Annotated in this window: 10 protein-coding genes; 4 read left to right on the top strand and 6 right to left on the bottom strand. The window is 62.1% G+C overall.

Annotated elements, in window-relative coordinates; all coding sequences use genetic code 11:
- Window positions 1-217 precede the first annotated feature (217 nt).
- The 4 genes from G7048_RS24135 to G7048_RS24120 all read right to left on the bottom strand — a co-directional run bounded on the left by G7048_RS24135 (window position 218) and on the right by G7048_RS24120 (window position 4982).
- Window positions 218-1012 carry an ABC transporter ATP-binding protein gene (locus G7048_RS24135; RefSeq protein ID WP_166070570.1) on the bottom strand — a complete coding sequence of 265 codons (795 nt, stop codon included), beginning with the start codon at window positions 1010-1012 and terminating at the stop codon, window positions 218-220.
- Window positions 1013-1045: 33 nt separating this feature from the next.
- A complete protein-coding gene (locus G7048_RS24130; RefSeq protein ID WP_166070569.1) occupies window positions 1046-1936 on the bottom strand; it encodes an ABC transporter permease in 891 nt (296 codons plus the stop codon).
- A gap of 110 nt (window positions 1937-2046) precedes the next feature.
- On the bottom strand, window positions 2047-3018 hold the full coding sequence (locus tag G7048_RS24125) for an ABC transporter substrate-binding protein (RefSeq protein ID WP_166070567.1): 972 nt from the start codon (window positions 3016-3018) through the stop codon (window positions 2047-2049).
- Between the two features lie 257 nt (window positions 3019-3275).
- The gene (locus G7048_RS24120; RefSeq protein ID WP_166070566.1) at window positions 3276-4982 is read right to left on the bottom strand and encodes an electron transfer flavoprotein-ubiquinone oxidoreductase; all 1707 of its coding nucleotides are present in this window, start codon (window positions 4980-4982) and stop codon (window positions 3276-3278) included.
- A gap of 540 nt (window positions 4983-5522) precedes the next feature.
- On the opposite strand from G7048_RS24120, the gene G7048_RS24115 reads away from it, so the two are divergent.
- Together G7048_RS24115 and G7048_RS24110 are read left to right on the top strand one after the other, a co-directional pair.
- On the top strand, window positions 5523-7520 hold the full coding sequence (locus tag G7048_RS24115) for an amidohydrolase (protein ID WP_166070565.1): 1998 nt from the start codon (window positions 5523-5525) through the stop codon (window positions 7518-7520).
- A 9-nt stretch (window positions 7521-7529) separates the two neighbouring features.
- A complete protein-coding gene (locus tag G7048_RS24110) occupies window positions 7530-9137 on the top strand; it encodes an MFS transporter (RefSeq protein ID WP_166070564.1) in 1608 nt (535 codons plus the stop codon).
- A gap of 3 nt (window positions 9138-9140) precedes the next feature.
- Here G7048_RS24110 and G7048_RS24105 read toward each other — a convergent pair whose 3' ends face one another.
- Together G7048_RS24105 and G7048_RS24100 are read right to left on the bottom strand one after the other, a co-directional pair.
- Entirely contained in the window at window positions 9141-10496 is a 1356-nt protein-coding gene (locus tag G7048_RS24105) for an ATP-binding protein (protein ID WP_166070563.1), read from the bottom strand.
- A complete protein-coding gene (locus G7048_RS24100) occupies window positions 10493-11179 on the bottom strand; it encodes a response regulator transcription factor (protein ID WP_166070561.1) in 687 nt (228 codons plus the stop codon). Before G7048_RS24100 ends, G7048_RS24105 begins: the two co-directional genes overlap by 4 nt.
- A 142-nt stretch (window positions 11180-11321) precedes the next feature.
- Here G7048_RS24100 and G7048_RS24095 point away from each other — a divergent pair, with 142 nt between their 5' ends.
- On the top strand, window positions 11322-12050 hold the full coding sequence (locus G7048_RS24095; protein WP_166070560.1) for a phosphatase PAP2 family protein: 729 nt from the start codon (window positions 11322-11324) through the stop codon (window positions 12048-12050).
- On the top strand, window positions 12047-13804 hold the full coding sequence (locus tag G7048_RS24090) for a phosphoethanolamine transferase (RefSeq protein ID WP_166070559.1): 1758 nt from the start codon (window positions 12047-12049) through the stop codon (window positions 13802-13804). The genes G7048_RS24095 and G7048_RS24090 overlap by 4 nt, the downstream gene beginning before the upstream one ends.
- The last annotated feature ends 4 nt before the right edge of the window (window positions 13805-13808 follow it).

The following is a 13808-nucleotide window of genomic DNA, read 5'->3' as shown; positions in this document are numbered from 1 at the left end:
GGACGGGGCAAAAAGCGTTTGCCACGGGCCACGGTGGCGTTGCGGGTGCGATTGTCTGTGATTTGCGCGGCTCGCAAGCAGGCGCGCCGACTAATCGCTGTTCGTTGCAGGGTTGATTGGAATCGGGATGTCCGATCTCCTAATCTGAGTCTTGCCGCGAAAAGCAAAAAGCCCGCTCGTTTCGGAGCAGGCCTTTGCGGTTTGCGGGCGAAACGGATCAGCCGAGCAGCAATGCGTCGTCCGACAGCTTTTCGCCGCGCACTTTTTCAAACATCTGCAGCAGATCGGGTACGTCCATCTTCGAGCGTTCTTCGCCCGAGACGTCGAGCACGACCTGGCCCTGGTGCAGCATCACGGTGCGCGAGCCCACGTCGAGGGCCTGGCGCATGCTGTGGGTGACCATCATCGTCGTGAGCTTGTTTTCCTCGACGATGCGGGCCGTGAGTTGCAGCACGAAGTCGGCGGTGCGCGGGTCGAGCGCGGCGGTGTGCTCGTCAAGCAGCAGGATGCGCGAAGGTTGCAGCGAGGCCATCAGCAGGCTCACGGCTTGGCGCTGGCCGCCGGAGAGCAGGCCGATGCGGTCGGTCAGGCGGTTTTCGAGACCGAGGCCAAGCGTCGAGAGCTTTTCGCGATACAGGTCGCGGTTGCTCTTTTTCACGGCGCTGGACAGGCCTCGGCTGGTGCCGCGCTGGTGGGCCAGAGCCATGTTTTCTTCGATGGTCAGGTCTTCGCAGGTGCCGGCCATCGGGTCCTGGAACACGCGGGCCACGCGCTGGGCGCGCGACCACACGGGTTGGCGGGTGACGTCCTGGTTGTCGATCTTGATGGTGCCGGTGTCCACGCCCAGGTCGCCGGAAATGGCGTTGAGGAAGGTGGATTTGCCCGCGCCGTTGGAGCCGATCACGGCCACGAACTGGCCTGCGGGGATTTCCAGCGACATGCCGCGCAGTGCGCGGGTTTCAATCGGTGTGCCGGGGTTGAAGGTGATGAACAGGTCTTTTGCGCTCAGCATTTTTCGTGATTCCTTTTTCTTGTTGTCGAACGCTTAGGAGCTGCGCTTGGCGGCGAGCTTGCGTTTGAGCTGCGGAATCACGAGAGCGATCGTCACGAGCACGGCGGTCACGAGGTTCAAGTCCTGCGCCTTGAGGCCGATGAAGTCGCTGTTGAGTGCCAGTGCGATGAAGAAGCGATAGACGATGGCACCGATGATCACGGCGAGCGTCGCATACACCAGCTTGCGCGAGGGCAGGATGGATTCGCCCACGATCACCGCAGCCAGACCGATCACGATGGTGCCGATGCCCATCGAGATGTCGGAGCCGCCTTGTGTCTGTGCGAACAATGCGCCAGCGACAGCGACCAGCGCGTTCGACACGGCCATGCCGAGCAGCACCATCGCGCCGGTGTTGATGCCTTGAGCACGTGCCATGCGGGCGTTGGAGCCGGTCGAGCGGATGGCAAGACCGCGCTCGGTGGAGAAGAACCAGTCCATCGCCAGCTTGGCGATGAAGACGATGACGATCAGCACCAGAGGGCGCGACCAGTAATCCGGCAGGCTTTCGGGCTGCAGGATGGTGAAGATGGTGGCGTCGTTGATCAGCGGAATGTTCGGGCCGCCCATGATGCGCAGGTTGATCGAGTACAGCGCGATCATCATGAGAATCGAGGCCAGCAGATCCATGATCTTCAGGCGCACGTTGAGCCAGCCGGTGATGATCCCTGCAACGGCTCCCGCAGCGGCGGCGGCGATGGTGGCGACGAAGGGATTGACGCCCGACGAGATCATCACGGCACAGACGGCACCGCCCAGAGGGAAACTGCCGTCCACGGTCAGGTCTGGGAAGCGGAGCAAACGGAAGGAGATGAAGACGCCCAGAGCCACCAGACTGAAAATCAGCCCGATCTCAAGAGCGCCCAGCAGGGAAAAGAGTGACATGGGTTGTCGCGACTAGAAAAAACAAAGCAGGAGCCGTGTGTGCACAGCTCCTGCGTGGGTAGTGCCGCAGTCATGACGGGGGTGGGTCATGACTGTGGGCCCTCAAGTGCTTATTGCACCACTTGGGCGGCGGACTTGATCAGGTCTTCGGAGAGCTTGACGCCTTGCTTTTCAGCAGCGGCCGGGTTCACGTACAGCTCGGTCTTGTTGGAGACTTCGGGCTTGATCGTGCCTGGCTTTTCACCCTTGAGCAGGCGAACGACCATGGCGCCGGTCTGCAGACCCAGATCCTTGTAGTTCACGCCCAGAGCAGCGATGGCGCCGCGCTTGACGGAGTCGGTGTCGGAAGCGATCAGCGGCAGCTTGGCGTCCTGACCGACCTTGACCAGCGATTCGTAGGCGGACACGACGTTGTTGTCGGTGTTCGTGTAGATCACGTCGACCTTGCCGACCAGGCTGCGGGCGGCGGTGCCCACGTCCACGGAACGTGGAGCGGAAGCTTCGACCAGTTGCATGCCGTTCTTGGCCAGCAGATCCTTGAGCTGCTTGACGACCACGACGGAGTTGGCTTCGCCCGGGTTGTAGACCATGCCGACCTTCTTCGCGCCTGGAACGACCTTCTTGATCAAGTCGATCTGGGGTTCGAGCTTGAGCAGGTCGGACACGCCGGTCACGTTGGTCTTGGAAGCATCCCAGTTCTTGACCAGCTTGGCGGCCACAGGATCGGTCACGGCGGAGAACACCACGGGCACGTCCTTGGTCGCGGCGACCACGGCTTGTGCGGAGGGCGTTGCGATGGCGACGATGGCATCAGGCTTGTCACCCACGAACTTGCGGGCGATCTGCGCTGCAGTGCCGGTGTTGCCTTGGGCGCTTTGGTATTGCCACTTCAGGTTCTTGCCTTCTTCGTAACCGGCGGCCTTCAGGCTTTCCTTCACGCCGTCACGGATGGCGTCGAGGGCCGGGTGTTCCACGATGGCGGTCACGGCGACCGACTTGGTGGTGTCGGCAACAGCGACGGAGGACAGGGAGGCCATGGCCAGCGCCAATGCGCCCAGAGGTGCCCAGGACAAGTTTTTCATTCTTAACGATCTCCAGTCGGAAGGTATTGGGTAATTCCTGATTTTTTACTAGCTGTGAGCGATTGTTCAATTCCGCCCCGAGGCAGAGTCTACAACCTGTCACGCAGTCCATAAGTATGCGCCGAGCAAGACAAGCACGAAACCGTGGATTTACCCTGTATTCGCGCAAACGAATATATGAGATTGCGTCGGCGATGCAAAAAAGCACATGGGCTCCGGATGAGCCTCATGTGCTTTGTTTGAATTGCCTGAAGCGCTTACATGCCCGAGTAGTTCGGGCCGCCGCCGCCTTCCGGTGTCACCCAGACGATGTTCTGCGTCGGGTCCTTGATGTCGCAGGTCTTGCAGTGCACGCAGTTCTGCGCGTTGATCTGCAGGCGCTCGGCATTGCCACCCTTGGCTTCGTCAGGCACGAATTCGTACACACCCGCCGGGCAGTAGCGCGACTCGGGGCCTGCAAACTTGGCCAGATTGACGTTGACCGGCACGCTGGCGTCCTTGAGCGTCAAGTGCGCGGGCTGGTCTTCCGAGTGGTTGGTGTTGCTGATGAACACGCTCGACAGACGGTCGAAAGTCAGCTTGCCATCGGGCTTGGGATAGACGATGGGCTTGCAGTCGGCTGCGGGCTTGAGGTAGACGTGGTCGGGCTTGTCGCGGCGCAGCGTCCATGGGATGTGGCCCTTGAGCACGAACTGCTCGATGCCGTTCATGATCGTTGCGGTGACCAGACCCTTCTTGAACCAGGCCTTGAAGTTGCGGGCCTTGTTGAGTTCTGTGTGCAGCCAGCTGTTCTCGAACGCGACCGGGTAGGCCGACAGCTCGTCGCCCTGACGACCCGCGCCAATGGCTTCGAAGGCGGCTTCGGCGGCCAGCATGCCGGTCTTGATGGCGGCGTGGCTGCCCTTGATGCGGCTGACGTTCAGGAAACCCGCGTCGCAGCCCACGAGCGCGCCGCCCGGGAACACGAACTTGGGCAGGCTGCTCAAGCCGCCAGCGGTGATCGCGCGAGCGCCGTAGGACAGGCGCTTGGCGGGCTTGATGCCCTTGGATTCGTCGCCTTCGAGGTAGTAGCGGATGTTCGGGTGGGTCTTCCAGCGCTGCATTTCCTCGAATGGGGAAAGGTAGGGGTTGGAATAGTCCAGACCGGTGATGAAGCCCAGCGTGACCTTGTTGTCTTCCAGGTGGTAGAGGAAGGCGCCGCCGTAGGTGTTGTTGTCCATGGGCCAGCCGGCGGTGTGCAGCACGAAGCCGGGCTGGTGGCGCTTGGGGTCGATTTCCCAGAGTTCCTTGATGCCAAGGCCGTAGGTCTGCGGATCGCGGCCTTCGTCGAGCTTGAACTTGGAGATCAGTTGCTTGCCCAGATTGCCGCGCGCGCCTTCGGCGAAGATCGTGTACTTGCCATGCAGCTCCATGCCGAGCTGGAATTCGCCGGTCGGCTCGCCATCCTTGCCCACGCCCATGTTGCCCGTGGCAACGCCCTTGACCGAGCCGTCTTCGTTGTAGACGATTTCCGCAGCCGCGAAGCCGGGGAAGATTTCCACGCCGAGTTCTTCGGCCTGCTGCGCCATCCAGCGCACCACGTTGCCCAGCGCCACGATGTAGTTGCCGTGGTTCTGGAAGCACGCTGGCAGCACCATGTTGGGCGTGCGGAAGGAGCCGGTTTCCGACAGGAACACCATCGCGTCGTCGGTGACGGGCTGGTTCAGCGGAGCGCCTTTTTCCTTCCAGTCGGGGATCAGCTCGGTGATCGCGCGGGGGTCCATGATCGCGCCGGACAGCGTGTGCGCGCCGGGCTCGGAGCCCTTTTCGAGCACGACGACGGAGATTTCCTGTCCTTTTTCGGCGGCGAGTTGCTTCAGGCGGATCGCAGTGGCCAGCCCGCCCGGGCCAGCACCAACGATCACTACGTCATATTCCATGGCCTCTCGGGGGCCGTACTGGGCGAGGATTTCGTTGTTCGTCATGGGTGTCTCGTAAACGTATTTAAATTGGAAATCTGGAGCCGGTCGCTGTCTGCTGCAGCTTGGACAATCCGGAGATTGTATTCATGACGGGCCGGTGCAATCGTATGCATGCGGCATTTGGTGTCATATATGTGGCAGCGCAACGCTTTGCGGCGGTATTTTCATGGGCGGCATCGATGGTGCCGGGGCCCGGTTGGCAGACATGAGTTTGTCGCCATCAAATCGGAAATTATGTCTTTCCGATTTTGCTGTGGTGTTCATTAAAACAGGAAACATTATTCGACTCGCCCTCTGAATGTGGGGGGAGTGCGCGACTGTTTTGTGCTAATCGACACCCACTTGATATCCACTGGATACCCATTTGGCGTCGACGGATGACTACAGTCAGCCCGGTGTTTGATCGCTATGATTTATTGATTGAATTATTTCAATAGTACTGGTTTGATCATTTCATTCCAGTGGCGATTCCGTCGCACCGAAGCGGAATGCCGATGCGTACGCCGTCTCTGCCATTTCTCCGGCCAACACAAGGAGCCGCTCATGCCTACACGTCGCAAAGTACTCAGTTCCGCCACCACGTTGGCGTCTTCGCTCGCTGTCGGTGGTCTGGCCGGTTGCGCCACGGGCGGGCAGGGCGGCTCTGCCAGTGGCTCGCCCGATGTGATTCTGTTCAATGGGCAGATCACCACGCTCGACAAGTCCAGGCCCATGGCCTCGGCGGTGGCGATCAAGGATGGCAAGTTCCTGGCCGTCGGCACGGACGAGGAAATCGTCAAGCTCGCAGCCAGCGGCACGCGCAAGATCGACCTGCAGCGACGCCGCGTGATGCCCGGTCTGTTCGACAACCACACGCACGTGATTCGCGGAGGGCTGAACTACAACCTCGAACTGCGCTGGGACGGCGTGCGTTCGCTGGCCGATGCGATGGACATGCTCAAGCGCCAGGTCGCCAATACACCCGCGCCGCAATGGGTGCGCGTGGTGGGCGGCTTCACCGAACACCAGTTCGTTGAAAAGCGCCTGCCGACCATCGAGGAAATCAACGCGATCGCGCCCGACACGCCGGTGTTTCTGCTGCATCTGTACGACCGCGCCTTGCTCAACGCTGCCGCGCTGCGCGCCGTGGGCTACACCAAGGACACACCGCAGCCACCGGGCGGCGAGATCACGCGCGACGCCAATGGCAACCCGACCGGCCTGCTGATCGCCAAGCCCAACGCAACGATTCTCTACGCCACGCTGGCCAAGGGGCCGAAGCTGCCACTGGATTACCAGATCAATTCCACGCGCCACTTCATGCGCGAGCTGAACCGTCTCGGTGTGACCGGCGTGATCGACGCGGGCGGCGGGTTTCAGAACTATCCCGAAGACTACGAGGTCATCAAGAAGCTCGATGAAGCGGGACAGATCACCGTGCGCCTGGCCTACAACCTGTTCACGCAGAAACCCAAGGAGGAAAAGGCCGACTTCCTCAAGTGGACGCAGAGCGTGAAGTACAAGCAGGGCAATGACTATTTCCGCCACAACGGAGCGGGCGAAATGCTGGTGTATTCGGCCGCTGACTTCGAGGATTTCCGCCAGCCGCGCCCCGACATGCCGCCAAACATGGAAGGCGAGCTGGAGGACGTGGTGCGTGTGCTCGTGCAGAACAAGTGGCCCTGGCGCTTGCATGCCACTTATGACGAGACCATCACCCGTGCGCTTGATGTGTTCGAGAAGGTGCATCGCGAGACGCCGATCAACGGCCTGAACTGGTTCTTCGACCACGCCGAGACCATCTCCGACAAGTCCATCGACCGCATCGCGGCCATGGGCGGCGGCATTGCCGTGCAGCACCGCATGGCGTATCAGGGCGAGTATTTCATCGATCGCTACGGCGCGCGCGCCACCGAGGCGACGCCGCCGATCAAGAAAATTCTGGAAAAGGGCGTGAAGGTGTCGGCCGGCACGGACGCGACGCGCGTGGCCTCGTACAACCCGTGGGTGTCGCTGTCGTGGATGGTGACCGGCAAGACGCTGGGCGGCACCAAGATGTACCCCGAACGCAATCTGCTGGACCGCGAGGCGGCGCTGCGCATGTGGACCGAAAACGTGGCCTGGTTCTCCAATGAAGTGGGCAAGCGCGGACAGATCGCCGCGGGCCAGTTTGCCGATCTGATGGTGCCGAACAAGGATTACTTCAGCGTGCCCGAGGACGAAATCTCCTTCCTCACCTCGGACCTGACCGTGGTGGGCGGACGCGTCGTCTATGGCGCGGGCGTGTTCCAGCGCTTTGACGACAACCCACTGCCACCGGCCATGCCCGACTGGTCGCCCGTGCGCCGCTTTGGTGGCTACGGTGCCTGGGGCGAGCCCGAAGGCGCGGGCAAGAACTCGCTCAACCCGGCCCGTTATCGCAGCATGGCCGCTGCCTGCGGCTGTGCGAACAACTGCGGCCTGCACGGCCACAGCCACGCGAACGCATGGGCTTCCAGCGTTCCAGCGTCCGATCCCAAGAGCTTCTTCGGTGCTCTGGGCTGCTCCTGCTGGATGGCTTGAAGGCGTTGAATGAGCTCGACTGAACCAACCTCGCCACCCATTTCACCTGCACCGACGAGCAGCTTTGCGCCGCTCAAGCAGAAGCTGTTCTTTGTGCTATGGACGGCCACCGTCCTTGGCAACGTCGGCAGCTTTGTGCGCGATGTCGCCAGCTCATGGTTGATGACGGACCTCTCGTCATCGCCCACGGCTGTGGCGCTGGTGCAGGCGGCGGCGTCTTTTCCGGCGTTTCTGCTGGCGATTCCGGCGGGCGTGCTGGCCGATACGCTGGACCGGCGCAAGTTTCTCATCTGCATCCAGTTGCTGCTGGCGGTGGTGAGCACGTCGTTGCTGCTGCTGTCCGCGACTGGCCTGCAATCGGTGACTTCGCTGATCACGCTGACCTTCGTCGGCGGCATTGGCGCGGCGCTGATGGGGCCGACCTGGCAGGCCATCGTTCCTGAACTGGTGCCGAAGAAAGATCTCAAGAGTGCCGTGGCGCTGAACTCGCTGGGCATCAACATCGCACGCGCCATCGGTCCGGCGATGGGCGGTCTGGTGCTGGCGAGTTTCGGTGCGGCGTTCACCTACGGCGTGGACGTGATCAGCTATGCGTTCGTGATCGCGGCGCTGCTCTGGTGGCCGCGTCCCAAGAAGGACGACGATGCGCTGACCGAGCGGTTTGCCGGTGCCTTCCGCGCGGGCCTGCGTTACGCCCGTGCCAGCCGCGAGCTGCATGTGGTGCTGGTGCGCACCTTCATCTTCTTTGCGCTGGCAAGTTCGGTCTGGGCGCTGCTGCCCTTGGTGGCTCGCAAGATGCTGGGTGGCGGTGCCGGGTTCTACGGCATTCTGCTGGGCGCGGTGGGGCTGGGTGCGATCGGCGGCGCGCTGATCATGCCCAAGCTGCGCGCCAAGCTGAGTTCGGACGGCCTGCTGCTGATGGCGTCGCTGATCACGGCGGTGGTCATGGGCATTCTGTCGTTTGCACCGCCGCAATGGGTGGCGGTCGCGATTCTGCTGGTGCTGGGCGCAGGCTGGATCACGGCGCTCACGACGCTCAATGGCGTGGCGCAGTCGATTCTGCCCAACTGGGTGCGCGGACGCGCGCTGGCGGTGTATCTCACCGTGTTCAACGGCGCGATGACGTTGGGCAGCATCAGTTGGGGCCTGATCGCACAGGAACTGGGCATTGGCAACACCTTGCTGTTGGGCGCGGCCGGTCTGGTGGTGTTCGGCCTGATCGCGCATCGCCTGAAACTGCCGCAGGGCGAGGCCGATCTGGAACCCTCCAAACACTGGCCCGAGCCGCTGTTGGCAGCGCCGGTCGAGCATGATCGCGGCCCGGTGCGGATCGAGATCGAGTACCACGTGCTGGTGGCTGATCGAGAGGAGTTTCTCAAGCTCTTGAGGACGCTGTCTGCCGAGCGCAGGCGCGATGGTGCGTTTGCCTGGGGGGTGGCGGAAGACTCGGCTAATCCGGAAACGCTGGTCGAATGGTTCGATGTCGAATCCTGGGCCGAACATCTGCGCCAGCACCGCCGCGTGACCAAGACCGACGCGGACATTCAGGAAGAACTGCTCAAGTTCCACAAAGGGGCGACGCCTCCGGTGGTGCGCCACTTCATCGACGTTCAATAAGGCTCACTCGCCCGGTTGCAACACCAGTCTGGCCTCGAAGCCGTGTGCTTTGCCGCGCGGCGGCGAGGTCAGTTCGAATTGCGCGTCGTGCTTCTGCGCAATGCTGGAGACGATGGACAGCCCCAAGCCGTAGCCGGTGCGCTGGGCGCTTTGGCGCACATGGCGGTGCTTGAGTTTGTCCAGTTGCTCCGGCGTCACGCCCTGACCGTCATCGCGCACGGTCAGTTCGCTGCCGGGGCCGACGATGATTTCGATGTTCTCGGCATTCGAGTAGGCAAGGGCGTTTTCCACCAGATTGCGCAGCGCAATCGCCAGCGCGTCGAAGTCGCCCTTGCAGGTCAGCGGCTTGGCAGCGAGTTCGGTGGCTGATGGTGTGATCAGTTCGATGCGCGCCGATGCTTCCTCGTCCTGCCAGAACTCGCGCATCGCCGTCGTTGCGAGCTTCACCAGATCGATGCTGTCGCGCGTGAATGGCGCGCTTGATTCGGCGCGCGAGAGCTGCAGCAGTTTCTCGGTGCGGTGGCTCAGCGTTTGCAGGGACTGGATCGCCGCTTCCACATCCGCATGATCGAGGCCATGTTCCAGCGCGGTCTGAAGCCGCAAGCGCGCGGCGGTCAGCGGTGTTCTCAACTCGTGCGCGGCGTTGGCGGCGAGTGCGCGCTCCACATCCAGCGACTGGGACAAGCGCTCCAGTAGGCGGTTGGTGTGCTCCTGCACCTGCTCGATTTCGCGTGGCGGATTCGTCAGATGAATCGGCTCCAACTGGCGCCCGTCGCGCTTGGCGATTTCGCTGGACAAGTCGTCCAGCACGTGCAATTCGCTGCGCGCAATGCGACGCAGCAGCCATGCAAGCGCAGGCAGCAGCACTAGAAACGGCACGATCAGCCCAAGCAGCGTGCGGTTGACTGTTTCGCTGCGTTCTTCCAGCGGATCGGCTACCTGCAGGAAGACGCCGCGCGTTGGATGACGCAGGGTGTAGACACGCCATTCGCGGTTGTTCTCGAAGCCGGGAGCGAGCGAGACGTCGAACATCCGGTCCTTGGACTCCTCGGATTGCGCGAGCACCTTGTTGTCGGGCGAGACGAGGCGGTAATAAACCTCGGCATCCGCAAATGAACCCGGCCCCGGGATGACCAGCGGTCCTTTCTGATCGGGTGGTGCGTGCGCTTCGTCCAGATGGTCGAGCGCGATGTCGAACATGCGATGGGACACCTCCACCAGTTCGTTGTCGAAGTTGTAGTTGATTTCGCGTCCGGTGTACCAGACGACGGCGAGCAGGCACAGCAGCCACACGCAGCCGACCCAGAGGATCAGCGTCTTGGTCAGCCGTCCGGCCAGCGTGTCGCGGCGCTGATTCACTTTGCGCCTTCGCTCACGTTCTGGCCCGGATGCGCCAGCTTGTAGCCAATGCCGCGCACGGTCTCGATGTGGTCGCGCCCCAGTTTGCGGCGCAGGCGGCTGATGAATACCTCCAGCGTATTGCTGTCGGTGGAGTTGTCAAAACTGTAGAGGGCATCCTGCAGATGCTCGCGCGTGTGGTTGCGCTCGGGGCGCGTCGCCATCACGCGCAGCAATGCCCATTCCTTGGGCGTGAGCGGAATCTGAACGCCCGCGCGGCGCACTTGTTCCATCGACAAGTCGATCTGCAGATCGCCAATGGTCAGCACCGGCGTGGCAACCGCGTTGCGGCGGCGCTCCACGGCACGCAAGCGGGCCAGCAGCTCGGCGGGGTCATAGGGTTTGACGAGGTAGTCGTCCGCACCTGCATCGAGCCCGTGGATGCGGTCGCTCACCTGATCCTTGGCCGTGAGCGCGATGACGATGGGCCGGTCCTTGGTCGCGCGAATCTGCGGCAGGAGCGAGAGGCCGTCGCCATCGGGTAGATGCAGATCAAGCAGCACCGCCGCGTACTGCGTGGTCATGAGCGCCGTGCTGGCGAGCGCCAGATTGGGCACCGCATCGACCACGAAGGCCTTGGCATGCAGATAGCCGCACACGGCGTCCGACAGGGCTTTGTCATCTTCTACAAGCAATACACGCATGGGCGGCTGACTGGCTGATGGATTGGTTCTGGCTCGGCGAGGACCCAAGTGTAGGGGAGTTGAGAGCGGTGTCTTGTTCAGCAATTGTTCAGGTGCGCTCAATAGTCTGACGGTCGTGATGAAGAAGTATTCGACCGTTTCCATGATTGATTGGACCCCGCGCCGACTGTTCGGCTTGACGGCTTTCCTGTTTTTGCTGGTGGCCTTCTGGGATTTCTCCGGGCTCGATTTGCCCTTTGCCCGCCTGTTCGGCTCGGCAGATGGCTTTGCGCTGCGCGGCAGCCGCTGGTTCGTGATCGCCTTTCATGAAATCCCGCGCGATGTCAGCAGTCTGCTGGTCGTGGCGTTGATCGTGGGCATCTTCAAGCCCTGGAGCTTTCTGAAGCGACTGAGCCGCGGCGAGCGAGTGCAACTTGTTTTGTCGGTGCTGGGCGGCATGTTGCTGATCACCTTGCTCAAGAAGGCCAATCACACGAGCTGTCCTTGGGACCTGAACGAGTTCGGTGGCCGCGCTATCTATGTTTCGCATTGGGCATGGGGCGTGCTCGATCAAGGGCCGGGACATTGCTTTCCGGCGGGACATGCGTCCTCGGCGTTCGGATTTCTCGCGGGCTGGTTCGTGGTTCGCAAGCTCGGATCGAAAGTCGCTGGCCGTTGGCTGTTTACGGCTTTGATGCTGGGGCTGGTGCTGGGCCTCACACAGCAGTTGCGCGGTGCGCATTACATGAGCCACACGCTGTGGACGGCGTGGATCTGCTGGACCTTTGGCCTGCTGGCCGACGTGGCTTGCACGGCCTTCCGCGCCCGTCGTCAGGCACAGCGCGATTCCGTACAGAACAACATCCAATCCGCACACGAGGTGCAAGCATGAGTTCCGCAGAAATCAAACTGGGCTTGCCCCGTGCGTCGTGGTGGGGGGAGTTTCTTCAAACCCGCGTTGGGCAGTTGGTGCTTCGGCTGGACGCATGGTTTGCCACGCCCATGTCCGCGCAGAGGATCGCCATTCTCCTGTCTGTCTATCTGACATTGGCAGCCAACTGGGCGCTGTGGTTTCAACTGGAGCGCATCGCAAACGCCCCGGCGGTGCTGGTGCGAACAGCGCTGGTGCTCGGCGTGCTGAACGCCTGCGGAACGGCTGCGATTCTGGCTTTCACCGCGTGGACACGCTGGATGAAGGTGGTGTGGCTGGCCGTCGCGCTGACCGCCGCGCTTTCGCAGTACTACATGCTCACCTACAGCGTGGTGATGGACCCCGGCATGGCCGCGAACGTGTTGCAGACGGACGCGCACGAAGTGTCCGATCTGCTGGGCTTGCGCATGCTGTTGGCGGTGATGTTGGTGATGGCGATTCCGCTGTGGTGGATCATCCGTGTGCGCATTCCTGCAATGCCGCCCGTCAAGCAGATCGTGCGCAATGTGCTGCTGCTGGTGGCATCGCTCGGCGTTGCCGCCATCGTCATCGCCACCATGTCGCGTGACCTGGCCCCGCTGATGCGCAACAACCCGCAGATGCGCTACATGCTCAATCCCATTGCCAGCCTGTATTCGACCAGCACGGCAGCCATTCGCCCCTTGGTGACGCGCCACAAGAAGCTCATTCCCATGGGCGCTGGTGCCGCTCTGGGAGCAAGCCACGCCAGCCAGACCAAGCCCATGCTGTTCGTGCTGGTGGTGGGCGAGACGGGGCGTGCGGATCACTTCGGCCTCAACGGCTATGCGCGCAACACCACGGAGAAGCTGGCCGAGCGCAATGTGATGAACTGGACCAATGTGCATTCCTGCGGCACGAGCACGCTGGCTTCGGTGCCCTGCATGTTCTCGCCGCTGGGCAAGAAGGATTTCGAGTCGCGCAAGGACGACTACGAAACCCTGCTCGACGTGGTGCAGGCCGCTGGCATGGGTGTGCTCTGGATCGACAACCAATCCGGCTGCAAAGGCGTTTGCGACCGCGTGCCGCATGTGTCGGCGTCCGAGGGCTTGAGCGCCGATCAGCGCAAGAAACTGTGCGACGCGAGCGGCGAGTGCCGCGACATGGCGATGTTGGAGAACCTCCAGCAGCGGCTTGATGCCATCCCCGCAGACAAGCGCAACAAGGGCGTGCTGCTGGTCTTCCACCAAATGGGCAGTCACGGCCCGGCGTACGCCAAGCGTTCGTCCAAAGAATCCAAGCTGTTCACCCCCGAATGCAAGACAGAGGTACTGGCCGACTGCGCGCATTCCGAGCTGATGAATGCCTACGACAACTCCATCGTCGAAACCGACCGCTTTCTGGGTGCCACCATCGACTGGCTCAAGAACGTCGATCAGAAGTACGACACCGGCATGCTGTACCTGAGCGACCATGGCGAATCGCTGGGCGAATACGGCCAGTTCCTGCACGGCCTGCCATACAGCATCGCCCCCGAAGTGCAGAAACACGTGCCCATGGTCAGCTGGTTGTCGCAGTCCTTCGAGAGCCGCGAGCAACTCTCCGTGGGTTGCCTGCGCGGCACGGCGGATACAGCCTATACGCACGACAACCTCTACCACTCCATGTTGGGTCTGCTGGATGTGAAGTCGCCGAGCTATCAGCCGCAATTGGATCTGTTCGGGCCTTGCAAGGCGGCCCATCTAGCGTCGAACTGATCAG

The sequence above is a fragment of the Diaphorobacter sp. HDW4B genome, assembly GCF_011305535.1.
GTDB lineage: Bacteria > Pseudomonadota > Gammaproteobacteria > Burkholderiales > Burkholderiaceae_C > Diaphorobacter_A.
This window is presented reverse-complemented; position numbering and strand designations above follow the sequence as displayed.